27 protein-coding genes are annotated in these 26,476 nt (G+C 70.4%); 11 read left to right on the top strand and 16 right to left on the bottom strand.

Annotation, left to right across the window (positions count from 1 at the left end; all coding sequences use genetic code 11):
• Window position 1: 1 nt before the first annotated feature.
• Both ACZ7OU_RS07175 and ACZ7OU_RS07170 read right to left on the bottom strand, forming a co-directional pair.
• Window positions 2-1,186: an RNA polymerase sigma factor gene (locus ACZ7OU_RS07175; RefSeq protein ID WP_470254504.1), complete on the bottom strand. Its 1,185-nt coding sequence runs from the start codon at window positions 1,184-1,186 to the stop codon at window positions 2-4.
• Entirely contained in the window at window positions 1,183-1,533 is a 351-nt protein-coding gene (locus tag ACZ7OU_RS07170; protein WP_470240294.1) for a YciI family protein, read from the bottom strand. Before ACZ7OU_RS07170 ends, ACZ7OU_RS07175 begins: the two co-directional genes overlap by 4 nt.
• Window positions 1,534-1,651: 118 nt before the next feature.
• On the opposite strand from ACZ7OU_RS07170, the gene ACZ7OU_RS07165 reads away from it, so the two are divergent.
• Complete coding sequence (locus tag ACZ7OU_RS07165) at window positions 1,652-2,851, top strand: cytochrome P450 family protein (protein ID WP_470254503.1); 1,200 nt, start codon at window positions 1,652-1,654, stop codon at window positions 2,849-2,851.
• Here the strand turns inward: ACZ7OU_RS07165 and ACZ7OU_RS07160 are convergent.
• Window positions 2,848-3,498: a hypothetical protein gene (locus ACZ7OU_RS07160; protein WP_470240292.1), complete on the bottom strand. Its 651-nt coding sequence runs from the start codon at window positions 3,496-3,498 to the stop codon at window positions 2,848-2,850. The two genes, ACZ7OU_RS07165 and ACZ7OU_RS07160, sit on opposite strands and share 4 nt — an antisense overlap.
• A gap of 100 nt (window positions 3,499-3,598) precedes the next feature.
• Between ACZ7OU_RS07160 and ACZ7OU_RS07155 the strand changes: the two genes are divergently transcribed.
• On the top strand, window positions 3,599-4,126 hold the full coding sequence (locus tag ACZ7OU_RS07155) for a GNAT family N-acetyltransferase (RefSeq protein ID WP_470254502.1): 528 nt from the start codon (window positions 3,599-3,601) through the stop codon (window positions 4,124-4,126).
• Here ACZ7OU_RS07155 and ACZ7OU_RS07150 read toward each other — a convergent pair.
• The 5 genes from ACZ7OU_RS07150 to ACZ7OU_RS07130 form a co-directional block, all read right to left on the bottom strand.
• Window positions 4,116-4,442 (bottom strand): MmcQ/YjbR family DNA-binding protein, encoded by a 327-nt coding sequence (locus tag ACZ7OU_RS07150; RefSeq protein WP_470254501.1) that lies wholly within the window; start codon window positions 4,440-4,442, stop codon window positions 4,116-4,118. The two genes, ACZ7OU_RS07155 and ACZ7OU_RS07150, sit on opposite strands and share 11 nt — an antisense overlap.
• 37 nt (window positions 4,443-4,479) lie before the next feature.
• Window positions 4,480-6,174 carry a bifunctional metallophosphatase/5'-nucleotidase gene (locus ACZ7OU_RS07145; RefSeq protein ID WP_470254500.1) on the bottom strand — a complete coding sequence of 565 codons (1,695 nt, stop codon included), beginning with the start codon at window positions 6,172-6,174 and terminating at the stop codon, window positions 4,480-4,482.
• Between the two features lie 110 nt (window positions 6,175-6,284).
• Window positions 6,285-7,067: an alpha/beta fold hydrolase gene (locus ACZ7OU_RS07140; RefSeq protein WP_470240288.1), complete on the bottom strand. Its 783-nt coding sequence runs from the start codon at window positions 7,065-7,067 to the stop codon at window positions 6,285-6,287.
• 51 nt (window positions 7,068-7,118) lie between these two features.
• Window positions 7,119-8,198 carry a Gfo/Idh/MocA family protein gene (locus ACZ7OU_RS07135; RefSeq protein ID WP_470240287.1) on the bottom strand — a complete coding sequence of 360 codons (1,080 nt, stop codon included), beginning with the start codon at window positions 8,196-8,198 and terminating at the stop codon, window positions 7,119-7,121.
• 52 nt (window positions 8,199-8,250) lie between these two features.
• On the bottom strand, window positions 8,251-8,724 hold the full coding sequence (locus ACZ7OU_RS07130; RefSeq protein ID WP_470240286.1) for a GNAT family N-acetyltransferase: 474 nt from the start codon (window positions 8,722-8,724) through the stop codon (window positions 8,251-8,253).
• A gap of 301 nt (window positions 8,725-9,025) precedes the next feature.
• Here ACZ7OU_RS07130 and ACZ7OU_RS07125 point away from each other — a divergent pair, with 301 nt between their 5' ends.
• Window positions 9,026-9,661, top strand: coding sequence for a VanZ family protein (locus tag ACZ7OU_RS07125; RefSeq protein ID WP_470240285.1), 636 nt, complete (start codon window positions 9,026-9,028; stop codon window positions 9,659-9,661).
• Here the strand turns inward: ACZ7OU_RS07125 and ACZ7OU_RS07120 are convergent.
• Window positions 9,602-9,778: a hypothetical protein gene (locus tag ACZ7OU_RS07120; RefSeq protein ID WP_470240284.1), complete on the bottom strand. Its 177-nt coding sequence runs from the start codon at window positions 9,776-9,778 to the stop codon at window positions 9,602-9,604. The two genes, ACZ7OU_RS07125 and ACZ7OU_RS07120, sit on opposite strands and share 60 nt — an antisense overlap.
• A 105-nt stretch (window positions 9,779-9,883) precedes the next feature.
• Between ACZ7OU_RS07120 and mug the strand changes: the two genes are divergently transcribed.
• The 5 genes from mug to ACZ7OU_RS07095 all read left to right on the top strand — a co-directional run bounded on the left by mug (window position 9,884) and on the right by ACZ7OU_RS07095 (window position 14,347).
• The gene (gene mug / locus ACZ7OU_RS07115) at window positions 9,884-10,444 is read left to right on the top strand and encodes a G/U mismatch-specific DNA glycosylase (RefSeq protein ID WP_470240283.1); all 561 of its coding nucleotides are present in this window, start codon (window positions 9,884-9,886) and stop codon (window positions 10,442-10,444) included.
• 285 nt (window positions 10,445-10,729) lie between these two features.
• Entirely contained in the window at window positions 10,730-11,515 is a 786-nt protein-coding gene (locus ACZ7OU_RS07110) for a response regulator transcription factor (RefSeq protein ID WP_470240282.1), read from the top strand.
• Window positions 11,516-11,662: 147 nt separating this feature from the next.
• Window positions 11,663-13,498 (top strand): acyl-CoA dehydrogenase, encoded by a 1,836-nt coding sequence (locus tag ACZ7OU_RS07105; protein ID WP_470240281.1) that lies wholly within the window; start codon window positions 11,663-11,665, stop codon window positions 13,496-13,498.
• Window positions 13,499-13,632: 134 nt separating this feature from the next.
• A complete protein-coding gene (locus ACZ7OU_RS07100; RefSeq protein ID WP_086671054.1) occupies window positions 13,633-13,908 on the top strand; it encodes a GlsB/YeaQ/YmgE family stress response membrane protein in 276 nt (91 codons plus the stop codon).
• 145 nt (window positions 13,909-14,053) lie between these two features.
• Window positions 14,054-14,347 carry a GlsB/YeaQ/YmgE family stress response membrane protein gene (locus tag ACZ7OU_RS07095; protein WP_470240280.1) on the top strand — a complete coding sequence of 98 codons (294 nt, stop codon included), beginning with the start codon at window positions 14,054-14,056 and terminating at the stop codon, window positions 14,345-14,347.
• Here the strand turns inward: ACZ7OU_RS07095 and ACZ7OU_RS07090 are convergent.
• Window positions 14,337-15,716: an MFS transporter gene (locus ACZ7OU_RS07090; protein WP_470254499.1), complete on the bottom strand. Its 1,380-nt coding sequence runs from the start codon at window positions 15,714-15,716 to the stop codon at window positions 14,337-14,339. The two genes, ACZ7OU_RS07095 and ACZ7OU_RS07090, sit on opposite strands and share 11 nt — an antisense overlap.
• A gap of 134 nt (window positions 15,717-15,850) precedes the next feature.
• Between ACZ7OU_RS07090 and ACZ7OU_RS07085 the strand changes: the two genes are divergently transcribed.
• Together ACZ7OU_RS07085 and ACZ7OU_RS07080 are read left to right on the top strand one after the other, a co-directional pair.
• Window positions 15,851-16,690, top strand: coding sequence for a helix-turn-helix transcriptional regulator (locus ACZ7OU_RS07085; RefSeq protein ID WP_470240278.1), 840 nt, complete (start codon window positions 15,851-15,853; stop codon window positions 16,688-16,690).
• Complete coding sequence (locus ACZ7OU_RS07080) at window positions 16,687-17,394, top strand: leucine-rich repeat domain-containing protein (RefSeq protein WP_470254498.1); 708 nt, start codon at window positions 16,687-16,689, stop codon at window positions 17,392-17,394. The genes ACZ7OU_RS07085 and ACZ7OU_RS07080 overlap by 4 nt, the downstream gene beginning before the upstream one ends.
• Window positions 17,395-17,398: 4 nt before the next feature.
• On the opposite strand, the gene ACZ7OU_RS07075 is transcribed toward ACZ7OU_RS07080, so the two are convergent.
• The 3 genes from ACZ7OU_RS07075 to ACZ7OU_RS07065 are packed head-to-tail and all read right to left on the bottom strand — an operon-like array spanning window position 17,399 to window position 21,601.
• On the bottom strand, window positions 17,399-19,447 hold the full coding sequence (locus tag ACZ7OU_RS07075) for a VanW family protein (protein ID WP_470254497.1): 2,049 nt from the start codon (window positions 19,445-19,447) through the stop codon (window positions 17,399-17,401).
• 8 nt (window positions 19,448-19,455) lie between these two features.
• Complete coding sequence (locus ACZ7OU_RS07070; protein WP_470254496.1) at window positions 19,456-19,788, bottom strand: GroES family chaperonin; 333 nt, start codon at window positions 19,786-19,788, stop codon at window positions 19,456-19,458.
• 1 nt (window position 19,789) lies between these two features.
• Window positions 19,790-21,601: an NHL domain-containing thioredoxin family protein gene (locus ACZ7OU_RS07065; RefSeq protein WP_470255892.1), complete on the bottom strand. Its 1,812-nt coding sequence runs from the start codon at window positions 21,599-21,601 to the stop codon at window positions 19,790-19,792.
• A gap of 175 nt (window positions 21,602-21,776) precedes the next feature.
• On the opposite strand from ACZ7OU_RS07065, the gene ACZ7OU_RS07060 reads away from it, so the two are divergent.
• Window positions 21,777-22,352, top strand: coding sequence for a hypothetical protein (locus ACZ7OU_RS07060; protein WP_470254495.1), 576 nt, complete (start codon window positions 21,777-21,779; stop codon window positions 22,350-22,352).
• A gap of 48 nt (window positions 22,353-22,400) precedes the next feature.
• Here the strand turns inward: ACZ7OU_RS07060 and ACZ7OU_RS07055 are convergent, their stop codons facing one another.
• Genes ACZ7OU_RS07055 through ACZ7OU_RS07045 form a run of 3 tightly spaced genes read right to left on the bottom strand, consistent with a single transcriptional unit; the run spans window position 22,401 to window position 26,475 of the window.
• Window positions 22,401-24,716: an oxidoreductase gene (locus ACZ7OU_RS07055; RefSeq protein ID WP_470254494.1), complete on the bottom strand. Its 2,316-nt coding sequence runs from the start codon at window positions 24,714-24,716 to the stop codon at window positions 22,401-22,403.
• Between the two features lie 56 nt (window positions 24,717-24,772).
• Complete coding sequence (locus ACZ7OU_RS07050; RefSeq protein ID WP_470240273.1) at window positions 24,773-25,546, bottom strand: amino acid ABC transporter ATP-binding protein; 774 nt, start codon at window positions 25,544-25,546, stop codon at window positions 24,773-24,775.
• Window positions 25,543-26,475, bottom strand: a complete 933-nt coding sequence (locus ACZ7OU_RS07045) for an amino acid ABC transporter permease (RefSeq protein WP_470240272.1) — start codon at window positions 26,473-26,475, stop codon at window positions 25,543-25,545. Before ACZ7OU_RS07045 ends, ACZ7OU_RS07050 begins: the two co-directional genes overlap by 4 nt.
• Window position 26,476 lies beyond the last annotated feature (1 nt).

Genomic DNA, 26,476 nt, shown 5'->3' with positions numbered 1-26,476 from the left:
GCTAGTTCAACCGTTTCCGCAAATGGGCCGCGTGGGCGTCCGGGAGCCCCGTTTCCACCGCGCGCTCAAGAGCCTCGACGGCCGACGGAGAACCCAGGCGGTGCAGCAACTCCGCCCGCGACGCGTGCCACCACGGGTAATCGTCCAGCGCCTCCAAAGCGTCCACCAAAGCCAGCCCGGCGGCGGGTCCGTCGCGCTCCGCTACGGCGGCCGCGCGGTTCAAGTGGACCACCGGGGTGTCCTGGACCGACGCCAGCACGTCGTACCAGGAGATCACCGCGTCCCAGTTCGTCTCCGCGTACGACGGCGCCAGGTCGTGGCAGGCCGCGATCGCCGCCTGGACGACGTACGGGTTCGGGACCGATGGCGTCCGGCGCAGCCCCACGCCCACCAGTTCGACGCCTTCCTTGATCAGCGAACCGTCCCACGCCGAGCGATCCTGCGCGGCCAGCAACACCGGCAGACCGGACGAATCGAAGCGCGCCGCACGCCGGGCGTCCTGCAGCAGCACCAACGACAAGAGCCCCAGCGCCGTCGGCTCGTCGGGCATCAACTCCGCCAGCAGGCGCGCCAGGCGGACGGCCTCGTCGATGAGAGCGGCCCGGCCGGTGTAACCCTCGTTGAAGATCAAGTACACCGTCGACGCCACTCCGGAAAGACGCAACGGCAGTTCCGAGGCGGACGGCACCCGGTACGGAATCCGGGCCTGGGCGATCTTCTGCTTCGCGCGCGTCAGCCGCTTCGCCATCGTCGCTTCGGGAACCAGCAGGCCGCGGGCCACCTCCGCCGTCGACAAACCGCCCAGCGTCCGAAGCGCCAGGGCGACCTGCGCGTCCACGGACAACGCCGGGTGGCAGCACGTGAACACCAGCCGCAGGAGGTCGTCGCGGACCGAGACCGGGTCGGGGAACGGGTCGAAGGCGGGCATCGCGTCCGCCTCCTTCCCGAGGCGCTTCGCTTCGCGGCGGACGACGTCCACCGCGCGACGGCGGGCCGCCACCAGGAGCCAGCCGCGGGGGTTGTCCGGGACGCCGTCGCGCGGCCACGTCTCCAGCGCGCGCACGACGGCGTCCTGGACGGCGTCCTGGGCCAGGTCGACGCTGCCGGTGACGCGGACCAGCGTGGCCAGTACCCGGGTGCCCTCGTCCCGGACCAGCCGCGCGACCGCGTCTCCGGCGTGCGTCACTTGCTGAAGTCGACGACCGGCCGGACTTCGATGGCGCCGTCCCAGGCGCCCGGGATGCGCGACGCGACCTTGACGGCTTCGTCGAGGTCAGCGCATTCGATGAGGTAGAAGCCGGTCAGGGCTTCCTTCGTCTCCGCGTACGGGCCGTCGCTGGTGACGACGTCGCCGCCCTTGCCGCCGGTGACGCGGACCGTCGTCGCGGTCGCGGTCGGGTACAGCGCCGCGCCGCCGCGGATCACGGCCTGGGCGCCGTCGTGGAACTCGTTGTAGTCCTTCATCAGGTCCGCGGCCTCGGGCTTGGTCGGGTCGACGTCGGAGGCGAAGATGATCGCGGCGTACTGGGGCATGGCTGCTCCTCACAGATCCTGACCGGCGCCGATCGCCGGCTTTCACTGTAAGGACGAACGGGCGAAGGCGCGCCGGGACACTTGTCCCCGGAAAAGTTCCGCGGGCAAGGTGGGAGGCATGGGAGAGCCCGCACTGTTCGGTCCGGACTTCGATCGCGACCCCTCACCCGCGTACGCGTGGCTGCGCGAACGACCGCCGCACCGGCTCGCCTGCCCGACCGGCACCTGGGCCTGGCTGATCACCCGGTACGACGACGCCGTGGCGGCGCTCGACCACCCCGCCTTGGTCAAGAGCCCGTTCGCCGGCAACGACGAGTGGCGGCGCTCCGGCATGGGTCTGCCGCTCGACCACCGGCCGTCGCTCGCGTCGAACATGATCAACACCGATCCGCCCGACCACGCGCGGTTGCGCCGCGCGTGCGCCGGCGCGTTCGGCTCGCGCCGGATGGAGAACCTGCGCGAACGCGCCCGGACGGTGACCGACGACCTGGTCGGCGCCATCGCGGAACGCGGGCACGGCGACCTCGTCACCGAACTCGCCTACCCGTTGCCGATCGCGATCATCTGCGACCTGCTCGGCGTGCCGGAGCGGTACCGCGAGGACGTCCACGAGTGGTCGCTGGTCATCGACTCGGCCGACGACACCGACGGCTCGAAGGTCCGCGAAGCCACCGACGTCCTGGAACGGCTGGTCACCGAGGTCGTCGACGCCAAGCGCGCGACGCCGGGGACCGACCTGATCAGCGACCTCGTCGCGCAGGAGTCCGCGGGCACGCTGTCCGCCGACGAGGTGACGTCGACGGCCTTCCTGATCCTCATCGGCGGCCACGAAACGACGGTCGGGCTGATTTCGACCGGCGCGCTCGCGCTGCTGACCCATCCGGAAGAGGCCGCGCGAGCACGGACCGACCCGGCCCACCGCGCCGCCGTCATCGAGGAGACGCTGCGGCTGCATTCGCCGCTGCAGAACGCGACCTGGCGTTTTCCGACCGAAGACGTCGAGATCGGCGGGCAGGTCATGCGGCCCGGCGACCCGATCCTGGTCTCGGTGCTGGCGGCCAACCGGGATCCCGCCGCGTTCGACGACGCGGACGCGTTCCGACCGGGACGACGTGCTGCCGACCGGCGGCACCTCGCGTTCGGCGCCGGGCCTCACCTCTGCATCGGCGCCGCGCTGGCCCGCTTGCAGGCTGACGTCGCCTTCGAGACGGTGCTCCGCCGGCTGCCGACCGCGCGGCTCTCCCGACCAGAAGCCGAACTCGACTGGTGGCCGAGCCCGATCACGCGCGGGCTGTTCCACCTACCGGTCGAGGTCTAACCCTCGACGAGCTCCCAGTCGGACTCCGGCGTCTCGCGGTCATAGACCTGGCCCGGTGCCGCCTTCAGGACCGCCCGGACGTCCGGGTACAGGTTCGCGACGTGCTCCAGCTCCAGGCCCTCGACCTCGAAGTCCTCCGCCTCGGGGACCTCGAAGCCGACGAACAGCCAGGTGCCGTCCTGCTCGCGGACGACCTGACGGACCGCGCGGACCGGCTGCTGCCAGCCGGCCGGGATCTCGGTGAGGCCGGTGCTGATCTGGGCTTCGTCGTCGGGCGAGCCGGCGAACTCCCAGGCCGCGCGGCGCTGGGACAGCAGGCGGATGTCTTCGTCTTCGTCGTCGGAACCGGTCACCGACGACAGCAGCCACGTGCGGCGCTCGGGGTCCCAGTCGGCGGCCATCCCCGTCGGCAGCCCGGCGAGCGCGGCCAGCTGCGGGAGCAGCTCGAGGGCCTCCCGCACCGACATCTTGCCGAAGCTCTCGCGGTTGACCACCACGTCGTCGGACAGCTCGGTGCCGTCGCTGATGAACCAGTCGTCCTCGTCGTCCAGCACGACGAAGCCGAGGGCGTCGGGGGCGTTCACCAGGGCCAGAGCGATGATGACCGGCGCTTCCGGATCCTGGCGCAGCGGCCATTCGGTCGACATGCGCCATATCCCACCATCGGGCGACCGCGGGCCGGGAGCCGGGTCGCCCGGACGGCGAAAACCAGGCGAACCCCGCGGCGGATTCGGGCACGATGAGGCCATGCTCGAAGGTCAACTGGTCCGGCTGCGCGCGCTCGAGCCGGAGGACGCCGAGAAGATCCACCCGTGGCTGAGCGATCCCGAGGTCGGCCGGTGGATGAACAACGGCCACCCGCGGTCGCTCGCGCAGATCCGCAAACGCGCCGAAGAACGCCCGGTCAACAGCTACGAGCTCGTCGTGCTCGGAATCGAGGCCGACGGCAAGCTCATCGGCATCGTCGACCTCCGGGACGCCGAACCCGAGATCGGCAACGCCGAGCTGGACATCTACATCGGCGACGCCGGCTACCGCAACGGCGGCGGCTACGGCACCGAAGCCCTGCGCCTGATGTGCCGCTACGGCTTCAACTCCATGCGCCTGCACATGATCACGCTCTGGGTGGTCGCCGAGAACGAGCGCGCGAGGCACGTCTACCGCAAGGTCGGGTTCTCCGAGGACGGCCGCCACCGCGAGGCGTTCGTCGCGATGGACGGCGAGCGCCACGACATGATCCTGATGAGCATGCTCAAGGGCGAGCTCAAGTGGTGAGCCGGCGAGGCGCCTTCAGCCGCCACGCCTCTTCCAGCAGCTCGCGCAGCTGATCGACGTCGACCTTCTCGAGGTCGACGATGATCGAGCCGTACCCGTCGTAGTGCGCTGTCGTGAAGAAGGCCGCGTCGCCGGAGTCCAGCAACGCGGCCTTCTCGTCGAGCCCGCACATCACGACCAGGCCGCCTTCGGCCTCGGTGCGCAGCCGCGCGAAACCCTTGCCCGCCACCTTCAGCGCGGGCGTGCGGTACCAGGTCGCCGCCTCGACCTCGGGGAGTTCCGAGGCCAGGCGGACGACGTCTTCCCAAGTCGTCATGGGTTCATTGTCGACCCGGCGTCTTGGAAAAACCGGACTACGGCAGCTGGGTGATCCGGTCCGCCGCGGGCGGGGCCACGTTCGGGTGGGCGCCCAGGTACGCGACGAGCGCGTCCAGGTCGACCGGCCCGCCGGCCAGGTTCGTGCCCTTGGTGAACTCGGTGAAGCCGTCCCCGCCGGCGGCGAGGAAGTTGTTCACCGACACGCGGAACGTCGCCGCCGGGTCGACCGGCGTGCCGTTGACCGTGATGTTCGAAACCCGCGAGCCCTGCGGCGCGGACGCCGACCAGCTGTAGTGCAGCGAGCTCGAGATCTGCAGGAACTTCGGGTTCACCCCCGGCGCCCACTGCTGCTCCAGCACGTTCTTCAGGTTCGCGCCGGTCAGCGTGATCGTCTGCATGATGTTCGAGAACGGCTGGACCTTGAACGCCTCGCCGTAGGTCACCACGCCGTTGCCTTCGCCGGCCGGGGACGACGCGTAGGTGATGTCGGCGCGGATGCCGCCCGGGTTGGTCATCGCGATGACCGCGCTGTTCGACTGCGTGCCCGCGAGCTGCGCGTCGGCGATGACGTCGCCGAGCGGCGACTCGCCGGCCGCGTTGCCCGCCGCCGGCAGGTCCGCGGTGATGGTGCCGACCTGCTTGTTCGCGATCGGGCCCGACTTCGCCACGGCGTTGGCGACCAGCGCCGCCACCGCCGGGTCCGGGGTGACCGTGCGCGTGACGATCTCGTTGCGGGCCTGCGTCGCCGACCGGACGACGTCGCGCGTCTTCAGGTTGATCTTCAGGTCCACGACGGACAGCAGACGGCCGAACGACGCGCTCTGGATGACCGGGCGCGGCTGGCCGGCCGGGTCGTTGATCACGCAGTTGTACTGCTGGTGGCTGTGGCCGGTGAAGATCGCGTCGACCTTCGGGGTCACGGCCTTCGCGATCGCGGTGGCCGGGCCCGGCAGGACCTTGCAGTCGTTCGGCCCCTCGAGCTCGGTGCTGTCACCCTGGTGCATGAGCACGACCTGGGCCTTGACGCCGAAGAAGTCGAGCAGGTTCGCCGTGCGGTTGATCGCCTCGACCTCGTCGCCGAACTTCAGGCCCTTGATCGCCTCCGGCGTGACGACCGACGGCAGGTCCTTCAGCGTCGCGCCGATGACGCCGATCGGCACGCCGCCCTCAAACTTGACGGTGAACGGCAACAACGCGGGCAGGCCGTTGGTGAAGTACACATTGGACCCGAGGAAGGGGAACTTCGCACCACTGAAGGTCTTGTCGAACTGGCAACCGTCCGTCGGGTGGCAGCCGCCGAACTGCATGCGCTGCAGTTCCTTGTAGCCCTCGTCGAACTCGTGGTTCCCGACGACGGACGCGTTGACGCCCAGCATGTTCAGGAAGTCGATGGTCGGCTCGTCGTGGAACAGCGCCGAGGTCAGCGGCGACGCGCCGACGTTGTCGCCGGCGGACACGACGAACGAGTCGCGCACCTGCGACCGCAGCTGCTTCACGTGCGTGGCCAGGTAAGCGGCACCGCCGGCGTCCACAGTGGTCCCGTCGGACTGCACGACGCGACCGCTGGAGCCGGTCGGCGGCTCGAGGTTGCCGTGCAGGTCGTTGAACCCGATGATCCGGACGTCGGTGGTGGGGTCCGGGCGCTGGCCCGCGGACGCGGGCGCGGTGGTCACCGCGGTCGTCGCCAGCGCGGCCGCGGCGAGCACCACGAGCCGGGTTGAAAGCCTCATGCGTGTTTCCTCCGATTCGCGCCCAAGGTCCCCAAACGGGCGCACGGCGGAGGATTCTGCCTCGCGGAACAGTCAGCTACCAGGGTCAAAAGACGGACGTAAAGCGAATGTCACCTAACGCTTCCCTGGAGCAGCACCCGCGCGACGAGTTCGGGGTCGTCGTTCATCGGCACGTGCCCGCAGCCGGGCAACAGCCGGAACGTCCCGCGAGGAGCGACCTTCCGCAGGTCGGCGACGCGTGGCCGGGCGAGGATCCGGTCGTGCTCGGCCCAGGCGATGGTCACCGGGACGCCGGTGACCGGGCCGGTGAACCGGAAGTCCCCGCGCGACTGCGCGGCGGTCGGCTCGAACCCCGGCGCGGTCGCGAGCGCGTGGGCGTCCTCGACGACGGCGTCCGGGGTCAGCAGGCCCGGCTTCCCGACGATCATCCCGACCAGCGCCCGGCGCCCGGCCGGCGTCGCGGCGATGCGGCGCACGACGTGCGGTGGCGTGCGCTGGGCGAGCGCGCGGTGGGCCTTGAGCGTGGCGATCGCGTACATCTTCTGCGGCCGGGTCCACAGCCCGGCCGGCGACAACGCCGTGACGCTGCGGACGAGCCCGGCCTGGCCGAGCGCCAGCGACAGCAGGCCGCCGAGCGAGTTGCCGGCGACGTGCGGGCGGTCGAGACCCAGCTCGGTGAAGAGCTCCTTGAACATCACCAGCGCGGGCTCGACGCCGTACCCACCGGCGGGCTCGGGCGACTCGCCGAAGCCCGGCAGGTCCACGGCGATGACGTCGCGATGCGGCGTGAGCAGCGGAAACACCGGCGCCCACGCCTGACGGCGGTGGCCGATGCCGTGGATCAGCACCAGCGGCTCGCCCCGGCCCGCGCGGTCGTAGACAACGTCGTCCATTACCCGAGAGTAGGTCGGGGTCCGCGGAAAAGCTACTACCGTCGGTAACAGTTACTCTGCGTCCGGGTGAACCCGCGTCCCGGCGTCGGCGGACCGCTGGACGGCGTCGAGCACGCGGTGCACGCGCAGGGCGTGCGCGAAGTCCGGCAGGTCGCCCTTGAGGTGCCGGGCGTAGGCGTGCGCGACGTTGTACGACGGCTCGGCGCTGCGCCCGGCCAGCTGCGGCAGCTCGTACCGGGTGGGCACGGTCAGCTTCTCCAGCACGCCGGTCCGGCTGCCGCGCAACGTCAGCTTCGCGATCCAGAACAGCGGGTCCGCCGCGGTGACGACCAGGGTGCCCTCGGTGCCGTTGATCTCCCAGTGGAAGTCCGTGGCGGGCGACGACCCGCCGCGCAGGTGCAGCGACGCGACCGCGCCGCCGTTCAGCACGCCGTTGACGGCGATCTGGTCCGGCGCGGTCATCACGACCGAGTCGCCGGTGACCTCGTCGCGCACCCGGGACCGGACGGTCGCCATCGTCGCCGACAGCTCGGCGAACCGGCCGAGCACCATGTCGAACGCGTCGACGGTGTGCGCGAACGGGATCGTCAGCATCGTCGCCCCGCCTTCGGGGTGCAGCTGGTAGTCGCGCCCGGCCCGGACCGACGGCCCCCAGTTGCCGCCCGAGCCGATCAACGACGTCGAGAGCACGCGGCCGACGTAGCCGTCCTTGATGAGGTCGCGCAGGTAGCGCAACGCGGGCGCGGACCGCCCCTGCAGGCCGACGGCGGTCGGTTTCCCCCGCGCGGCCTCGGCCAGCGCCTCGGTTTCGGCCAGGCTCACGCCGAGCGGCCACTCGCTCAGCACCTGCTTGCCCGCGGCCAGCGCGGGCTCGATCAGCGCGCGGTGCTCGCTCACCTTCACCGCGACGACGACCAGGTCGACCTCCGGGTGCCGCGCCAGCTCCCCGGCGTCGCCGAAGGTCAGCGGCACGCCGTACTTCTCCCCGGCCACCCGCGCCGACTCGGCGCTGCTCCCGCTCAGCGCGCGGAGCTCGTAGCCGTCCACGGCGGCCAGCGCGGGCACGTGCGCGGTGGCGGCCCAGCCGCCGTTCGCGCTGAGCCCGACGATGCCGACCCGGACCGGTGCCATGAGCGTTCCTTCCCTTGCCCTGTACAAGTCTTCGACGTGCCGAGCGTCGTGGTCATTCCCGGTTCAGCGCAAGCCGCATCCGGTTACGTCTCCCTTTCCCGGTGATGACCTCGGACTCGCCGGTGAGGACGAAGCCGAGTCGTTCGTAGACCCGTCGCGCGCGGTCGTTTCCCTCGAAGACGTGCAGTCCGATCGCTTCCGCGCCGGCTTTGACGGCCGCTTCGCGGACGGCGGCGATGAGGTCCGCGGCCACTCCGCGGCCACGCGCCTGTGGCGCAACCCACATCGAGAAGACCAGCCATTCCGGCTCCGCGGGCCAGCCGCAGACGAGCGCGACGGCGTCTTCACCATCGAACGCGGCGAACCAGGCGCGGTCACGGATCCACTCGCGCCAGTCCTCATCGGGCTTGGCGCGTTCGACCGCGACGAGCGAGCCGAAGTTCTCGGGCGTGTCCGCCAGCGCGCGGAGCCGGATTTCACGCAGCACGGGGACGTCGTCGGGAGTCAGCTGTCGCACGTGGACCATCCGGGCAGGCTCGCACGCACGGAGGGTTCGGTAACACCCATTAACGCGCGCGCGATGAGGCGATCGATCCGGCAACTGGGGGAAAAATGGGCATCGAGGTCGTACTCGTGGTGCTGGCCGTCGTCGTGCTGCTGATCGGCGGCACGGTGTTCAGCGCGTGGCGGGCCGAGCGCTCCGAGGAACGCGAGGACGACTGACCGATCGGCCGAGGGTCGCTTCAGCCGAGTGGCCGATGGCCGTCCGGGGCGTCCGGCTCATCGACCGAAGCGCCGCCCGGGCCATGATCCATAACGTCGGTGGCATGACGAACGCACAGGTCACCGCCCTGCAGTACGGGTTCATCGGCTTCCTCGCGCTGTGGAGCGTGGTGCTGGTGCCGCAGCTGATCACGCAGCTGGCCCGGCACGGCGGCCTGCGCCCGCGCGGCATCGTGGCCACCGGCGCGGTGCTGCTGTACGGCTGCATGACCCTGGCGGTCGTCTTCCTGCCGCTGCCCGGCCTCGGCACGCGCCGGCTGAGCCAGACCGTGCAGCTGCACCCGTTCCAGTGGATCACCGACATCCACACCGAACTGCTGAAGCACGGCGAGCCGCTGTCGCAGTGGTTCACGACGCAGACGTTCCAGCAGGCCTGCCTGAACGTGCTGCTGTTCGTCCCGCTGGGCGTGTTCGCCCGGGTGCTGTGGCGCCGCGGCCTGACCGGCACGGTCCTGATCGGCTTCGCCGCGTCACTGGCGATCGAGTTCACGCAGGTCACGGCGAACTTCGGGACGGCGCCGTACGTCTACCGCATCTTCGACGTCGACGACCTCATGAACAACACGTTCGGCGCGGGCGTCGGCTGGGTGTTCGGGGCGCTGCTGCTGGCGGTCCTGCGTTCACCGGTCCGCGTGCAGCCGGCCCGGCGCGAGCGGGTCCACCTCGCCGAGACGCGCTAACCGGGCCTTCCGCCGCAGGGCGGCCCGCTTGGCCGACCGGCGGTCCTCGAGGACGACGACGAGGGCGGCGACGGCCAGCACGAGCGCGACCAGCCCGAGGACGATCGGAAGCTGCACGAAATCCTCCTCGGTACGGCGCTGTGCGGGAGATCACAACAGGTTACGCAGGTCTGTGGTCAGTTCGCCACCCCCCGCGACGGAAGACCGGGGAACCCTGGACGGGTGAGCTCCCGACCAACGAAGGACCAGCTGGCCGCCGCGCAGGACACGACCATCCCGGACGTCATCGCGCCCGGCCTCGACGTCCTGTTCTGCGGCATCAACCCCGGCCTCTACTCAGGAGCGCTGGGACTGCACTTCGCCCGTCCCGGCAACCGCTTCTGGCCCGCCCTCCACGCCGGCGGGTTCACGCCCCGCCGCTACGACCCGGCCGAGCAGGACCGGCTGCTCGACCTGGGGCTCGGCATCACGAACGTCGTCGCCAGGACCACGGCCCGCGCCGACGAGCTCACCGGTGACGAGCTCCGCGAAGGCGGCCGGATCCTGGAGGCGAAGGTGCTCGAGCACCGGCCGCGGTGGCTGGCCGTCGTCGGGATCACCGCGTACCGGACCGCGTTCGGCTTCCCGAAGGCGCGCGTCGGCCGGCAGGAGCACCGGATCGGGGACACCCACGTGTGGGTGCTGCCGAACCCGAGCGGCCTCAACGCGCACTGGACGCCGGCCGGGCTGGCGGCGGAGTTCGCGGAGCTGCGGGCCGCATCCGAACGTCGTCGAAATCGTTGAATACGGAGCGGGCAACCCTCAGTAGCGTCCACCGCCCCATCAGGTCCTTCCCAGCCCGGTCGAGCCGCCTTCTTCCGACGGTTTTCTACTCAAAGTTTGCTGTGACCGGCGGATTAGGCCATGAGGGGGAGATGGCGTCATGAGCTGCGCAATCGCGACTCGTACCAAGCAGGAGGAGTCACTTTTGGCCGGTCCCGGCAGGGGGGACCGGACGGTGCCGGACGTGTGAACCGAGGGGTCGCGTCAGGCGTCCCAGGAGTGACGGCGCAGAGACGGAGGCCCACGATGCACGGCATCGAGCCCACCCGCAGGCCGATCGGGCCGGCCGGACCCGGCGGGCGAAGTCTCGGCGTGGCGGTCGTCGACCCGGTCCCGATCTTCCGCGACGGCCTCGCCGCGCTCGTCCACCGCAGCCAGGGGCTGCACTGGGCGGGCCAGGCGGCCAGCCACCACGCCGCGCTGCAGCTGTGCGAGCAGGTCAAGCCGGACGTCGTCGTGCTCGACTCGGCACTCGACCCGAACTGCCACCTGACGAAGCTGCTCAACGCCGGCGACCCGGCACTGGTCCTGGTCACGCTCATCCGTGACACGAACCGCACGCAGCAGTACCTCGCGGCCGCGATCGCCGCGGGCGCGCACGCGATCGTGCCGCGGTCGATCGACTCGCGACGGCTCGCCGAAGCGATCCGGCGGGCCCACACCGAGCGCCGGTACATCGATCCGGCGCTGGCCGCGCTCACCGCCCGGCCGAAGCGGTCGACCGTGCCGAAGGACGGCCTCGCCCACGACAGCCCCCCGGGGCCGCGCGGCGGGATGCCGCTGTCCCGGCGCGAGTACCAGGTGCTCCAGCTCGTCGCCGAGGGTCTCGAGAACTCGGCGATCGCGAAGCTGCTGTTCCTGTCCGTCGAGACGGTCCGGACCCACGTCAAGAGCATCCTGCGCAAGCTGTCCGCACGGGACCGGACGCACGCCGTGACGATCGCCTTCCGCGGCGGGATACTGGTCGCCAGGGCGGAGGACGGTCACGTGCCCGTGACTGCCGACACAACCGCCCTTCCGGGGCAGCGCTGACCCCTGTTTCCCGGGAAGAAGCCCGGATTTCCGTACTCGGAAGTGCGGATCTGCTTGCTCCAGTTACCCGCAGGTAATATCCTGAAGTTACCGGCGAGTAAGGCGACGTGTGCCCGGCCGGGGAGCCGAACACATTGGAGTGACGACATGGGCCACTACAAGAGCAATGTCCGAGACCTGGAGTTCAACCTCTTCGAGGTACTCGGCGTGCAGGAGCGCCTGGGCAAGGGTGTGCTCGCCGAGTCCGACGAAGAGACCGCCCGCGGTGTGCTGACCGAGCTGAACAAGCTCGCGACCGGCCCGCTCGCCGAGTCCTTCGCCGACGCCGACCGCAACCCGCCCGTGTACGACCCGAAGACCTTCAGCGTCAAGATCCCCGAGTCGTTCAAGAAGAGCTACCAGCAGCTCCTCGACGGCGAGTGGTGGCGCCTGGGCCTGACCAACGACCTCGGCGGCTTCGGCCTGCCCCCGACCGTCCAGTGGGCCGCGTCCGAGCTGATCCTCGGCGCCAACGCCCCGCTGTTCATGTACATGGCGGGCCCGAACTTCGCGATGATCGTGAACAAGAACGGCACCGAAGAGCAGAAGCACTGGGCGCAGCTGATGATCGACCGCGCCTGGGGCGCGACGATGGTGCTGACCGAGCCGGACGCCGGCTCCGACGTCGGCGCGGGCCGCACCAAGGCCGTCCAGCAGGAGGACGGCTCCTGGCACATCGACGGCGTGAAGCGGTTCATCACCTCGGCCGAGCACGACATGAGCGAAAACATCATGCACCTCGTGCTGGCGCGCCCCGAGGGTCCCGGCATCGAGACCAAGCCGGGCACCAAGGGCCTGTCGCTGTTCCTCGTGCCGAAGTTCCACTTCGACTCGAAGACCGGCGAGCTGGGCGAGCGCAACGGCGCCTACGTCACGAACGTCGAGCACAAGATGGGCATCAAGGCCTCGACGACGTGCGAGCTGACGTTCGGCCAGCACGGCACCCCGGCCAAGGGCTGGCTGCTCGGCGAGGTCCACGACGGCATCGCGCAGATGTTCCAGGTCATCGAGTACGCCCGGATGATGGTCGGCACGAAGGCCATCGCGACGCTGTCGACCGGCTACCTCAACGCGCTCGAGTACGCCAAGGAGCGCGTCCAGGGCGCCGACCTGCCGAACATGCTGAACAAGGCCGCCCCGCGCGTCACCATCACGCACCACCCGGACGTCCGCCGCTCGCTGATGCTGCAGAAGGCGTACGCCGAGGGCCTGCGCGCGACGTACCTGTACACGGCGTCCTTCCAGGACCAGCTGTGGACCGGCGAGGGTGACCAGAAGGTCGCGCACGGCGTCAACGACCTGCTGCTGCCGATCGTCAAGGGCGTCGGCTCCGAGCGCGCCACCGAGCAGCTCGTGCAGTCGCTGCAGACGCTCGGCGGGTCCGGCTTCCTGCAGGACTACCCGATCGAGCAGTACATCCGCGACGCCAAGATCGACTCGCTGTACGAAGGCACCACGGCGATCCAGTCGCTGGACTTCTTCTTCCGCAAGATCGTCCGCGACAAGGGCCAGTCGCTGGCCTTCGTCGCCGGCGAGATCACGAAGTTCATCGAGTCCGAGGCGGGCAACGGCCGGCTCAAGAACGAGCGCGGGCTGCTCAAGCAGGCCCTCGAGGACACCCAGGGCATGCTGGGCTCGCTGATCGGCTACCTGACGACGTCGCAGGAAGACCCGCAGAACATCAACAAGGTCGGCCAGCACACGGTCCGCCTGCTGATGTCGGTCGGCGACCTGCTCATCGGCTGGCAGCTGCTCAAGCACGCCGAGGTCGCCATCGCGAAGCTCGACGCGGGCGCGTCCGCCAAGGACGTCCCGTTCTACGAGGGCAAGATCGCCGTGGCGTCGTTCTTCTCGAAGCAGGTGCTGCCGGAGCTGACGGCCCGCCGCGCGATCGTCGAAGCCGCCGACAACGCGCTGATGGAGCTCGACGAAGCTGCCTTCTGATGGTCACGAAAAGGGCCCTTCTCACGTGAGGAGGGCCCTTTTCGCGTTTCAGGGCCGGCCGGTGCGGGCACTCCGCTCACCGAGTCCGACGGACCCGAGTGGCCGGGTTCGCGGATCCTTGAGAGGAGAAAGTGATGACTGTCGCCGGCATCGTCAGCGCACTCATCGTCGGGCTGATCATCGGTGTTCTCGGCCGCTTGGTCGCTCCCGGCAAGCAGAGCATCCCGATCTGGCTGACCATCGTGATCGGTATCATCGCCGCCTTCATCGGCACGGCCATCGCGCGCGGTCTCGGGTACGCCGACACCAACGGCATCGACTGGCTGGAGATCCTGACGCAGGTCGTCCTCGCCGCCATCGGGGTGAGCATCGCCGCGGGCGCCTACGGACGCCGTGGCGTGACGAGGTAACCCCTTCCCAGGCCGATCCGGCCCGGTTCGCCGTCGGGCGAACCGGGCCGGATCTTTTTGCCCTCACTCCATCGGGGGTCTGCGCAGGCGACTCGCGGGGATCGGTGTCACCGTGGCGCTTATTGCGCTATCCGAGGAGGCAGCTGTGCTCGGCGGACTTTGGGGCATCATCTCGACGATCATCGTGGGCCTGGTCCTGGGTGTGCTCGGCCGGTTGTTCGCGCCGGGCGACCAGAAGATCCCGATCTGGCTGACCATCGTCGTCGGCATCGTGGCGGCGTTCATCGGCAACTGGCTGGCCGGCGTGTTCGGCGTCAAGGACACCTCCGGCATCGACTGGATCCGGCACATCTTCCAGATCGTCGCCGCCGTCGTCGGGGTCATCGCGGCCTCGGCGATCTACGCGAGGGTCAAGGGCGGCAACCGCACTACCGCCTGACGGCCAGGCCTGCGCCGGCGAGCAGCAGCACGGCGGCGCAGGTCATCGTCACGGTGAGGGCGTGCGCGGACGACGTCACGGCGAGGGTCAGGAACAGGCTGCCGAAGGTGGCCACGCCGACGACCTGGCCCAGCTGCAGCGTGCTGGTCAGCAGGCCGCTGACGTCGGCCGCGCGCTCGAGCGGGACGTGCGTCAGCGCGTTCACCATCAGGGAGCCGAACGCGGGCCCCATCGACAGCCCGAACAGCAGCAGGGCCACGAAGAACAACGCGCCGCCGTCGCGGCCCAGCCCGAGCAGCGCGTAGGCGAGCGCGGATCCGACGTAACCACACGGGGTCAGCCACGCGTGCACCCGCGTCGGCAGCCGGTTCCAGAAGAACCCGCACAGGCCGAAGACGATGCCGCCCGGAGCCATCGCCAGGCCGGCGGCCATCGCCGTCTTGCCGAGGCCCGACTGCAGGTGCAGCGAGACGCAGAAGAGGAAGCCGCCGTAGGACGCGACACCGGCCGCGAGCGTGGCCAGACCCGGCGCGACCCCGCGGATCTTGAGCACGGCGAGGTCGACGAGCGGGTCGCGCACACGGCGTTCCACGACCACGAACAGCACGGCCAGCAGCACGCCCACGGCCATCGAGCCGTACGTCCAGGCCGGCCAGCCGGTCTCGTGCCCGAGCACCAGCGGCAGCACGACGAGCACCACCGCGGGCACGGCGATCGCGAGCCCGGCGAGGTCGAGCCGGCGGCCGGCCTTCGCGGCGCCGGCGGGAAGCAGCTTCAGCGCGAACACCGCGACGAGCACGCCGATCGGGACGTTCACCAGGAAGATCGGCCGCCAGCCCGCCCCGAACAGGTCCGCGCCGACGAGCACCCCGCCGAGCACCTGGCCGGCCACGAAGGCGACCGAGATGACCGCGGTGTACGCGCTGAGTGCCTTGGCCCGCGCGGCGCCGGTGAACTGCGCCTGGATGACGCTGATGACCTGCGGCATCATCAGCGCGGCACCCGCGCCCTGCGTGATCCGCGCGGCGATGAGGACGATTTCGTCCGGCGCCAGGCCGCACAGCGCTGAGCAGACGGTGAAGGCGATCGTGCCGGTGACGAACAGCCGTCGCCGCCCGAACAGCTCGCCGAGGCGGGCGCCGGTGATCAGCAACATCGCGTAACCCACGGTGTAGCCGGAAACGACGAGCTGCAGCGCGGCGCCGGACGCGTGCAGGTCGGTGCGGATGTCGGTCATGGCGACGTTCACGACGGTGACGTCGAGCAGCGCCATGAACTGGCCGAGCAGCAGGACGGCCAGGACGAACCACGGCCGCCGGTCCGGCCGGGCGGCCTGGTCCGTGGCCGGGGCAGGGGTGGTCAGAGTCATGCCTCTGACCCTGCGGTTGTTCGGTCGCGGGCGGAGAGAGCCTGGTGGTGCTGGTGCTGGGAGTACCTGCTTCGCCCGCTGAGTCGTCCGCTGATCCGTCGAAAACTGTCGTACCCCTCGGGCACCATGTCCGCATGGCCCCGACACCGGTCCACACCAGCCGCCGAGAGGAACTCGGCCAGTTCCTCAAGGCGTGCCGCGCGCGGATCGGCCCGGCGGAGGTCGGGCTCGCGCCCGGCCCCCGTCGCCGGCTCAGCGGGTTGCGCCGCGAGGAGGTGGCGCTGCTCGCCGGCGTGGGCGTCACCTGGTACACGTGGCTGGAGCAGGGGCGGCCGATCAACGCGAGCTCGCAGGTGCTCGACGCCGTGGCGCGCACGCTGCGGATGGAGCCCCCGGAGCGGGAGCACCTGTACCGGCTGGCGGAGCTGACGCCGTCGCGGCTGCCGTCGACGGTGGAAACGGTGCCGGACACGGTGCGCGAGGTGCTGCGCGCGCTCGACCCGCTGCCCGCCACGCTGGTCAACGGCCGGTTCGACATCCTGGAGTCGAACGCGGCCCAGGAGGAGCTGTTCTGGGAGTGGCACAGCTTGCCGTGCCTGCACAAGAACCTGCTGTGGTGCTGCGTGACCGAACCGAACGCGCGGCAGTTCTTCGTGAACTACGACGAGGAGGTCCCCTACATGGTCGCGCGGATGCGCGCCGAGTACGGCAGCCACGTCGGCGATCCGTCCTGGGAAGAGGACATCCGCCGGCTGTCGGCGCTGAGCCCGGAGTTCGCCGGGCTGTGGGCCCGGCACGAGGTCGCCGAACCCCAGGCCCGGCTGCGGCGGCTGAACCACCCGCGGACCGGCCGGATGGACCTCCGGCTGACCGAGCTGGCGGTGTCCGAGGCACCGGGGCTGCGGATCCAGGTGTCCACTCCGGACGACCCGCGCAGCTGGGCGTTGCTGCCTTCGACGCGGCGGCCGTCATGACGTCACTCGAGCTGAGCGGCCGGGGGCTGACGTCGTTTCCCTCGCTGCCACCGGGGGTGACCCGGCTCGACCTGTACAAGAACTCGCTCACGTCGGTGCCCGCGTCGTTGTGGGAGCACACCGAACTGGAGGTGCTCAACCTCGCGACGAACCGGCTTTCTTCGCTGCCGCCGGGGATTTCGGCGTTGAAGTCGGTGCACACGCTCGACCTGGCGCACAACGAGTTCGATGCACTGCCGGACGAGCTGGGTGACCTCGCCGGGCTGACCGAATACCTGTACGTCAGCGACAACCGGCTGACGACGTTGCCGTCGGCGTGGGGCCGGTTGGGCCGGCTGCGGTACCTGGGCTGCACGGACAACCGGCTGAGCTCGCTGCCCGCGGACCTGTCCGGGTTCACCTCGCTGCGCGAACTCCGGTTGTACCGCAACGCGTTGACCACGCTGCCGGAGTCGATCGGCTCTCTGGGTGCGTTGCGGGAGCTGCACCTGCGGGGCAACGGGTTGACTGCGCTGCCCGAGTCGATCGGTTCGCTGGGCGAGCTGCGTCAGCTGGACCTGCGGGAGAACCTCTTGGTCTCCCTTCCTCCGTCGATCGCTCGTCTGTCCAAACTGGACAAGCTGGATCTGCGGTGGAACAAGCACTTCCGGGAGCCGGCGTGGCTGCGCGACTTCGAGGAGGCGGGGTGCATGGTCCTTCGCTGACAACTCAACAGAGGATGGTCGGACGCGGACCGTAGGTCGCGGTGTGCGACGTCCGGTGGACTTCGGCGCCGGTCGAGACGTCGTAGAGCACGCGGGTGTCGGTGACGCTGAAGCCGGGCGTCCCGATGGCGGGCTGGCACGGGCTGGTTCCGCCGAACTGGACCGGTGGCGGGTCGCCGGGTGTCTGCGCGCCGGTCTGGCCCTCGACGCGGTAGTGGCGGGTGCCCCAGATCCGGACCGTCACGGAGTCACCGGAAACCGTGGCCTGGATGGCGATCCCGGTCGGCGAGTCGTTCGTCAGCTTGAGCTCGACGGGGCTGCCGTCGGCGTTGACGGCCTTGGCGTCGCGGCCGGCGGGATAGCGGTCGAGGTAGTGGTCGTGCTCGAGGTGGCCGCCGTCGGTCAGGCCCGCGAGGTAGCCCGCGTTGTACAAAGTGGACGCGAGCTGCGAGACGCCACCGCCGACGACGGTCGAGCCGGTGCCGTCTTCGTCGGCCGGGGCGGGCACGTACCCGTTGTCGGCGGTGCGCGGACCGGAGCGGGCGCCGAGGCTGAACGTCTCGCCGGGCTTGACGATCGTGCCGGACACGCGGTCGGCGAGCGTCCGGTTGTTCGTCGCGGCGGGGCCGGCCAGGCCGCCGGTGGTGAACTCGCCGACGACCTCCTTGATGCCGAGCGCGCCGGCGGCGTCGGTGGTCACGCCGGGCTTCGACGCGCTGTAGACGACGGGCAGGTCCCGGCCGTCGGTCTTCTTCAGCACGTCGATGAGCGGCAGGAAGGTCTTCTCCCAGTTGATCTTCCTGGCGTCCTCGGACGGGTCGACGGCCGGTTGGGCGCCGGTGAAGACGATCTGGGCGTCCTTGCCGTCGGTCTCGGTGCTCGCGAGCCCGTCCTTCAGGGCGGCCTGCAGCTTGCCCTGGTCGATGCGGACCTCGACGGCCCCGCCCTCGACCGCGGCGAACTGGAACGACGCCGCGATCGCGGCCGGCGTGAGCGGGACGTCCTTGCCCTGGCCGTGCACGACGACCGGTTTGGCGACGGCGGGCAAGACGATCTGCCGGTAGGCGGCCTGCACGCCGGCGGCGGTCGCCTTCACGGGCGTGATCGCCATGCCGAGCTTGACGCCACCGGGATCGAGCCAGTGGTCGGTGACGGCGTGCACGGCACCGTCGAGGTCGGTCAGCTGCTGCCCTTGCCGCGGCAGGATCGGATAGGGCGTGACCCCGCCATCGGCGACCGCCGTGAACCCGACCGCGCCTTCGGTGGCCGGGTGGTTCAGCCTGCCCTCGGCGAGCTCCCGCACGGCCTGGCTGATCTGGTTCGGATCGGTCCGCGTCGCGACCCCGACCTCACGGGAGCTGAAGAAGGACATGACCCGCGTGATCGGACTCAGCGGCTGGTGCCCGGCGAGCCCGAGGGTGTTCGGCCAGTCGAGCCCGAGCCCGGACCGCGAGGGCACGAGCTCGGCCTGCACATCGCCCCCGTGGACGACCACTGGCCGGGTGAGCCGCGGCTCGAGTTCCTTGCGCAGCTTGGCTTCCGCTTCGGCATGGGTAAGCCCACCGACATCGATCCCGGCAACGGTGACCCCCCGCGGAACATCACCGGCGCTGGCGACGAGGTCGATGGCGTAGAGGATGACGAAGAGCCCGAGCGCGATCCCGACGGACATCATGGTCCGGGCGAGGCCGGTCCGAAGCCTCCGCGCGGGAGTCTCGGGAGCGGGAGGTGGGGTGGGGGTTTCGAGGAGCTCACCGAGCAGATCATCGGCGAAGAGATCAACGGTGACGGCAGCCTCGTCGACGGCCGCCTCCGGCACAGGCGGCTCCGCAACGGGTTCGGTCTCGGCGGGCGGATCCGCGGCGAGTTCGGCCGCCGCGGTCGTGGCTTCGGGTTCCGCGCTCGACTCGGCGGCTGGCGGCTCGGCCGGCGCAGGTTCCCCGGGTGTGGGCTCGGCGGGCGTAGGTTCCCCGGGCGTGGGCTCGGCGGCCGGCTCCGGGGTCACCGGCTCGAGCTGCCGCACCTCGGCAGGCTCGCGCGCCTCGTTGTCCACGACCCCGCCTACAGGTAGAGCCCCGTTCCGTGTTCGGTTCGCTCGGTCGCCACCGCGTGGATGTCGCGTTCGCGCATCACCAGGTGGCCCTCGCCGCGGATCTCGACCTCGAGCTGGTCCTCCGGGTTGAAGAGCACGCGGTCGCCGGTCTTGACGTTGCGCACGCTGTTGCCGACGCCCAGCACATCACCCCATGCGAGCCGCCGCGCTACCTGCGCCGTGGCGGGGATCACGATGCCGCCGCTGCTGCGGCGCTCGCCCTCTTCCGGTGACAGCCGCACCAGGACGCGGTCGTGCAGCATCTGGATCTCGAGTTTCGCCCCGTCAGACACGGTTGGCATGCTACTCGGCGGGCTCACCCGCCATGACCAGGCTCAGCTCCCGCGCCCCGTCCGCCTGCAGCCGCACCGGCACGCCCCAGTCCTGCCGCGTGATCCGGCACGCCGGGTGCTCGCCACCGTCGTCGCAGCTCGCGGCCTGCGCCACCACCTGCAGCACGCCCTCGGTGACGCCGTCGGCGAACCGGATCTTGCGCGAAAGATCCGTCCCGGTGCCGACCCCGTCGGCCAGCAGCGAAGGCGGCGACGCGCTGATCTCGAGCCGCGTCGACGGGCCGAAGCGGTCGTCCAGCTTCTCGCCCGGCGGTGCGGTGAAGACGACCGAAAACTCGATCTCGCCCGGTGCGAGCACGGTCGGCGGCCTGCGGACGGCGTGCGCGTCACCCGCGACGAGCGTCGGCTCGCCGGCGGGCAGCGGGCCGACCCGGTTGCCCGCCGACTCGACGACCAGCAGTTCGCCGTCGTGCAGCAGCAGGCCCTGTGGCTCCGAAAGCCCCGTGGCGATCGTGGTGACTTCGCGGGTGAAGACGTCGAAGCGGCGTACGGCGCTGTTGTAGGTGTCCGCGATCGCGATCTTGTCGCCGGGCAGCACGGCCAGGCCGAGCGGGTGCTGCAGCAGCGCCTGGTCGGCCGGGCCGTCGGTGTGGCCGAACGAAAACAGGTCGACGCCGATCGCCGTGTGCACCGTGAACGACTCGCCGTCGGGCTCGATCCAGCGCAGCGCCGACGTCTCCGCGTCGGCGAGCCACAGCTTGTCGCCGTCCGCGGCGAGGCCCGACGTCTGCGCGAAGAACGCTTCGCCGACGTCGCCGTCTCGGAGGCCTTCGACGGTCGTGCCGGCGAAGCGGCGGATGGTGCCGGAAACCGGGTCGAACACGCTCAGCGTGTGGTTGCCGGCCATCGCGACGACGACTCCGCCGACCGGGCCGTACCAGGCGACGTCCCACGGGCTCGTGAGGTCGACGTCGACGCCCTTGCCGGCGTCGGGTCCGGTGCGCCACTGCGCGCCGGTGCCGGCGACCGTGGTCACCTCGCCGGTGATCAGGTCGAGGCCGCGCAGCCGGTGACCGGCCGTGTCGGCGACGACGGCGTGGTAGCCGGCGCGCTCGGCGACGTCGTAGGGCAGCAGCGCGATGCCGGACGGCTCGGCGAACGTCGCGATGTCGAACGGCCCGTCCTGGCCACCGCGCTCGCCGCTGCCGAAGCGCCGGATGACCGTCTCGCCGTCCGAAGCGAACTCGACGACGGAGTGGTGCCCGGTGTCCGCGACGAGGACGCGACCCTCGGCCGTCGCGACGGCCTTGCTCGGGAAGCGCAGCTCGCTGACCTGCTCCTCGACCGGGACGTACGGGCTGCCGCCGCGGCGAAGCGTCCCCTTCGCTTCGTGCTTCTTCACGAGGTCCGCGATGATGCGGCGAAGCGCCTCTTCGTGCCCTTCGCCCGCGGCGACGTGCACGACGTACCCCTCGGGGTCGACGACCGCCAGCGTCGGCCACGCGCGGACCGCGTACTGCGACCACAGCTCCATCTTCGGGTCGTTCACCACGGGGTGGTGCACGTCGTAGCGCCGGACCGCGGCCTCGATCGACGCGCGCTCGCCCTCGTGCAGGAACTTCGGCGAATGGACGCCGATCGTGACGAGCACGTCCGCGAACTCGGCTTCGAGCGGACGCAGCTCGTCGAGCACGTGGAGGCAGTTGATGCAGCCGCTGGTCCAGAAGTCCAGCAGGACGATGCGCCCGCGCAGCTCGGCGAGGGTCAGCGCGCGTCCGCCGGTGTTCAGCCAGACGTCGCCGCGCAGCTCGGGGGCGCGCACGCGAGCCTGCGGTCGAGGTGAAGTCACGGCAAGAGTGAACTACATGTGTTCACGCTCTGTTCCGGAGTTCAGCCGATGAGAGAACAAACTCACCCCACGGGAGCACCCCCGGTCAGGGCGTGAAGACGGCGGAAAAGAACGCGCGGCGGGGTGAACCGCCGCTTAGGCTCGGCTCATGACCCCCGTCCAGCCGGCCGGCGCCCTCACCTTCGAGGAGGCACGGCACCTGCAGGAGAACCTCCGGGAACCGGTGCGTCCCGGGCTGACCGGACCCGAGCTCGACGACGTCGAGCGCCGGTTCGGTTTCCGTTTCGCCGCGGACCACCGCACGTTCCTGTCCGCCGGCATTCCGATCGGCGACCGCTGGCCCGACTGGCGCTGCGGCAACGCGGACCAGCTGCGCAAACGTTTGGCCTGGCCGGTCGACGGCGTGCTGTACGACGTCGAACACAACGGCTTCTGGCTGCCGGACTGGGGCACGCGCCCGGTCGGCCCGGAGGACGCGGTCCGCGAAGCCCGGCGGCGCCTGGCCGACGTCCCGCAGCTGGTGCCGGTCTGCGGGCACCGGTATCTGCCCGGTTTGCCGGAAACGGCGGGCTACCCGGTGCTGTCGGTGTACCAGACGGACATCATCGTCTACGGCTCCGACCTGCGGGACTACCTGCACCGCGAGTTCGCGACGGGCGGCATCAGCACGGCCCCGCCGGACGGCCCGAGGTACATAGACTTCTGGTCCCGCTTCATCGACTAGCCGAATCTGACGCCGTCTAGCGCGAAAGCTAGAAAAGCTTAGAAGCGGCTAGCTCTCCCGCCGCAGCATCCGGCTCACGCCCGCCGCCACCGTGGTCGCGAGGATCCAGCCCGACGCCGTGAACCCGGCCGCCATCCAGTTGTCCGTGCCGTGCATGTACCAGCGCGACTTGTTGCCGAAGTCCACGATCGGCACCAGCAGATCCGCCGTGTAGATCACCGGGTTCCACTGCAGCCCGGTGTCCTGCTGGTTCACCACGCACCGCGGGCCGTTCGCGATGATCTGGTGCGCGGGATCCGACGTGGCCCAGTGGACGCAGTCGTCTGTTCCCAGGCCGAACCACAGGCTCCCCAGCACCAGCAGCGTGAACAGCCAGCCCAGCGCGCGCACCGGGCGGTAGCCGTACCCGACCATCGACCGCTGCAGCCAGCTCCACAGCCGGACCCCCGGCCCGAAGAACTTGAAGCCGCGGGCCAGCGCCTCGTACCGGAACTGCTGCTTGCGCAACGCCACCGTCGACGCGTGCTCTTCGTTGCCCGCCGCGCGGAGCATGTGCGCGAGCTGGTCGTACGGGCCGGGCCGGTAGCCGCGCATCGCCCTGCGAAGCAGGTCGATGCGGTGGTCCAGCGCCTTGTCGTCGGCCAGCGGGATGCTCTTGCCCAGCGCGTCGTAGCGGAAGTCCTCCAGCTCGATGCCTTCGGACGCGGCCCAGAACTCCTCGTTGTCGGTCAGCGTCCCGCAGTGCGCGCGGCGCAGCACCACGCGTCCGGCCGGGGCCAGGTTCGGCGTCAGCGTGAACTCGTCCGCCGCGACGTCGCCCGCGTCGAACGCGACCATGAACGGGGGCAGCGAACCCAGCTGCGACCCACGCAGGTCGACGCGGCGGGCGACCTGGGCGCCGTCGAGGTTGACGCCGCCCTCGGCGACGAACGGGCGGCCGTTGTTGTCACGCAGCGTCAGGTCGCGGCCGATCCGGCCGGTGCGGATGTCGAGCGAGAAACTGCTGGTCGCGCGCAGGCCCGGCTCCGTCAGCCGCGTCCCGGCCAGGTTGATCGAGCCGCCGACCTCGACGCCCTGCAGCCGCAGCGTGCCGTGGATCGTCGCGTCCGTGAGCTGGAAGTTGCCCGCGATCTTCGACCGGCGCGCCGAAAACACGTCCCGGCCCGGGTGGCGGAACATCGAGTTCCAGGCCAGGAAGTTGCCGCCGACGGAGACGTCGGCCAGGCGCAGCTGACCGGCCGGGACGCGCAGGCTGGTCGCCTCGATGTCGCCGCCGATCTCGGTGCCGTCCAGGTGCAGCGCGCGGTCGTAGTACGGCTGCGACTTGCCGCGCACGACGCTGATTTCGGCGCCGGCCAGCCGCAGCGAGCCGCCGATCCGGGCGTTGACCATGCGCAGCGTGCCGAGCGCCTGCAGGCCGTCCGACAGCTCGACGTTGCCGTCGACGCGCATCCGGTCGGCGACCAGCGCCGGCCGCGGGTCGAGGTACGGGTCGTTGGACTTCCACGCGTCGACGGCGATCGGGCCCTGCTGGGACACGGTCAGCTTGGCCTCGCGCAGCACGATGTCGCTGTCCACCGTGGCGCTCGGCAGGTACATGATCCCGGTCGCCGAGAAGCGTTTCCGCTGGCTGGCGGGCCCGTAGTTGTCGACCTCGCAGAGCAGGCTGCCGCCGATGTGCAGGCCGTTGCCGTTGAGCGCGAAGCCGTCCGGGTTGTTCAGCGTGGCGCCGGAGAAGTTGACGTTACCGCCGGTCCGCAGGCCGGGGAGGCGGACTTCGCCGTTCGCGACCATCCGGTACGCCAGCAGCGCGCCGGCGAGCACCAGCCGGTCGGCGTGGATGGCCTTGCCGTGCGGGTGGGCGATCACCGTGCGGGTCAGCACCAGCGACCCCTCGATCACGGCGTCGGTGAGGTTGACCGCGGCGTTCGGCATCCCGCGTTCGCGGTCGTCGCCGCGCTGGACGGTGGTCTCCTCGATCTCGCGGTCGGCGCCGTCGACCTGCACGACGCTGCGGATCAGCCGGACGTCGTTGCGGCTGCGCATGTTGCGGGCCTTGAGCCCGGGCAGCCAGCACTTGCGGAACACGAGCCCGAGCAGGTTCGCCTCGCGCACGTCCGGCGGCTGTTCGAACCGGCAGCGCTCGAACCGGAAGAGGTACTTGAGGTCCGCGGCACGCAGGTCCAGCGTGCCGGTGATGTAGGCGTCCTCGACGTAGACGATCGGCGCGTTCGTGGCCGTTCGCCGCCAGCGCAGCAGGCCGCCGTTGCCGGGTTTCAGCAGGTCGGAGGCCTTGACCTCGTACCGGCGGTCGGGAATGCCCGCGAACGGGTCGAGCGGGGGCAATGCGCTTTCGGTCGTCAAAACGGCAGCCCCCCTCCCTCACCCACTCCCAAGGTAGCGAACGTGAACGGAATTCGTCAGGCGTTCGGGTTCAAAACGCGCGCGAGGAACGACTTGGTCCGCTCTTCGCGCGGGCTTCCGATGACCTGGTCGGGCGGGCCCTCTTCGACGACGACGCCGCCGTCCATGAACAGGACCTTGTCCGCCACCTCGCGCGCGAACTGCATCTCGTGCGTGACGACGACCATCGTCATGCCGTCCTTGGCCAGCTGCTTCATCACGCCCAGGACGTCGCCGACGAGCTCCGGATCCAGCGCGGACGTCGGCTCGTCGAACAGCATCAGCTTCGGCTTCATCGCGAGCGCCCGGGCGATCGCGACGCGCTGCTGCTGCCCGCCGGACAGCTGCGCCGGGTAGTTCTTCGCCTTGTCGCCGAGGCCGACGCGGTCGAGCAGCTCCAGCGCGCGTTCCCGCACCTGGGCCTTCGGCTCGCGCCGCACCTGGATCGGCGCCTCCATGACGTTCTCCAGCGCGGTCATGTGCGGGAAGAGGTTGAACCGCTGGAACACCATCCCGATGTCCTTGCGCTGGAACGCCACCTCCTTCTCGCGCAGCTCGTGCAGCTTGTCGCCGCGCTGCCGGTAGCCGACGAGCACGCCGTCGACATACAGCCGGCCCGCGTCGATCTTCTCGAGGTGGTTGATGCAGCGCAGCAGCGTCGACTTGCCCGAGCCGGACGGCCCGATCAGGCAGAGCACCTCGCGCTCGTGCACCTCGAGGTCGATGCCCTTGAGGACGTCGACGCTGCCGAAGCTCTTGCAGATCCGCTGAGCGGAGACCACGGGGGTCATGTGACGTTCCCTCCACCCCGGCTGAACAGCCTCGACGCCCAGCCCTGGCGCCCGGACACGTCGCGCGAAGTGCCGCGCGAGAACCGCTTCTCGATCTGGATCTGCACCAGCGTCAGCACGGACGTCATGAACAGGTACCAGGCCGCGGCCGTGATCAGCAGCGGCACCGTCTTGTAGTTCTGCGAGTAGATGGTCTGCGCCGCGACCATCAGCTCGAAGTACCCGATGACGACGACCAGCGACGTCGTCTTCAGCATGGAGATCGTCTCGTTGCCGGTCGGCGGGATGATCACCCGCATCGCCTGCGGCAGGATGATCCGCCGCAGCGTCTTCGTCCGGCTCATGCCGAGCGCGCTCGACGCCTCCAGCTGGCCGGAGTCGACCGACTGGATGCCGCCGCGCACGATCTCCGCCATGTACGCGGCTTCGTTGAGACCGAGGCCGAGCAGGGACGCCGTGAACTGCGTGATCAGCTGGTTGGTGTCCCAGCTGACGAACTCCGGGCCGAACGGGATCCCGAGCCCGAGCCGCGGGTAGGCCAGCGCGAGGAAGTTCCAGATGATCAGCTGCGTGATCAGCGGAGTTCCGCGGAACAGCCAGATGTAGAGGGCCGCCGCGCCGGACGTGAGCGGGTTCGGGGACAGCCGCATGACGGCCAGCAGGATCCCGCCGAAGATCCCGATCAGCATCGAGATCACCGTGAGGATCAGCGTGTTCTGCAGGCCGCGCAGGATCCGGTCGTCGAAGAGGTAGTCCCCGACGACCGGCCACTGCAGAGCGTCGTTCGTGATCACGCTGCGGATCACGATGAACGCGACGAACACGATGATCACGCCGGCCACCCAGCGCCCGTAGTGGCGCACCGGGACGGCCTTGATGGGCGCGGCGTCGATCGGCGCCTCGGGAGGAGGCGCTTCGGAGGAGCTCACG

Source organism: Amycolatopsis sp. NPDC114505, assembly GCF_055633615.1.
The sequence above is the reverse complement of the archived record's forward strand: the minus strand, read 5'-3'. Positions and strand labels throughout refer to the sequence as shown.

What these genes read in the sequence shown, in the direction of transcription:
- ACZ7OU_RS07145 (WP_470254500.1), bottom strand. Translation starts at nt 6,174, where the DNA reads ATGAGGCTTTCAACCCGGCTCGTGGTGCTCGCCGCGGCCGCGCTGGCG.
- ACZ7OU_RS07110 (WP_470240282.1), top strand. Translation starts at nt 10,730, where the DNA reads ATGCACGGCATCGAGCCCACCCGCAGGCCGATCGGGCCGGCCGGACCC.
- ACZ7OU_RS07130 (WP_470240286.1), bottom strand. Translation starts at nt 8,724, where the DNA reads ATGGTCCACGTGCGACAGCTGACTCCCGACGACGTCCCCGTGCTGCGT.
- ACZ7OU_RS07070 (WP_470254496.1), bottom strand. Translation starts at nt 19,788, where the DNA reads ATGCCAACCGTGTCTGACGGGGCGAAACTCGAGATCCAGATGCTGCAC.
- ACZ7OU_RS07150 (WP_470254501.1), bottom strand. Translation starts at nt 4,442, where the DNA reads ATGACGACTTGGGAAGACGTCGTCCGCCTGGCCTCGGAACTCCCCGAG.
- ACZ7OU_RS07160 (WP_470240292.1), bottom strand. Translation starts at nt 3,498, where the DNA reads ATGTCGACCGAATGGCCGCTGCGCCAGGATCCGGAAGCGCCGGTCATC.
- ACZ7OU_RS07125 (WP_470240285.1), top strand. Translation starts at nt 9,026, where the DNA reads ATGACGAACGCACAGGTCACCGCCCTGCAGTACGGGTTCATCGGCTTC.
- ACZ7OU_RS07100 (WP_086671054.1), top strand. Translation starts at nt 13,633, where the DNA reads ATGACTGTCGCCGGCATCGTCAGCGCACTCATCGTCGGGCTGATCATC.
- ACZ7OU_RS07155 (WP_470254502.1), top strand. Translation starts at nt 3,599, where the DNA reads ATGCTCGAAGGTCAACTGGTCCGGCTGCGCGCGCTCGAGCCGGAGGAC.
- ACZ7OU_RS07105 (WP_470240281.1), top strand. Translation starts at nt 11,663, where the DNA reads ATGGGCCACTACAAGAGCAATGTCCGAGACCTGGAGTTCAACCTCTTC.
- ACZ7OU_RS07135 (WP_470240287.1), bottom strand. Translation starts at nt 8,198, where the DNA reads ATGGCACCGGTCCGGGTCGGCATCGTCGGGCTCAGCGCGAACGGCGGC.
- ACZ7OU_RS07085 (WP_470240278.1), top strand. Translation starts at nt 15,851, where the DNA reads ATGGCCCCGACACCGGTCCACACCAGCCGCCGAGAGGAACTCGGCCAG.
- ACZ7OU_RS07060 (WP_470254495.1), top strand. Translation starts at nt 21,777, where the DNA reads ATGACCCCCGTCCAGCCGGCCGGCGCCCTCACCTTCGAGGAGGCACGG.
- ACZ7OU_RS07165 (WP_470254503.1), top strand. Translation starts at nt 1,652, where the DNA reads ATGGGAGAGCCCGCACTGTTCGGTCCGGACTTCGATCGCGACCCCTCA.
- ACZ7OU_RS07170 (WP_470240294.1), bottom strand. Translation starts at nt 1,533, where the DNA reads ATGCCCCAGTACGCCGCGATCATCTTCGCCTCCGACGTCGACCCGACC.
- ACZ7OU_RS07090 (WP_470254499.1), bottom strand. Translation starts at nt 15,716, where the DNA reads ATGACTCTGACCACCCCTGCCCCGGCCACGGACCAGGCCGCCCGGCCG.
- ACZ7OU_RS07140 (WP_470240288.1), bottom strand. Translation starts at nt 7,067, where the DNA reads ATGGACGACGTTGTCTACGACCGCGCGGGCCGGGGCGAGCCGCTGGTG.
- ACZ7OU_RS07050 (WP_470240273.1), bottom strand. Translation starts at nt 25,546, where the DNA reads ATGACCCCCGTGGTCTCCGCTCAGCGGATCTGCAAGAGCTTCGGCAGC.
- ACZ7OU_RS07080 (WP_470254498.1), top strand. Translation starts at nt 16,687, where the DNA reads ATGACGTCACTCGAGCTGAGCGGCCGGGGGCTGACGTCGTTTCCCTCG.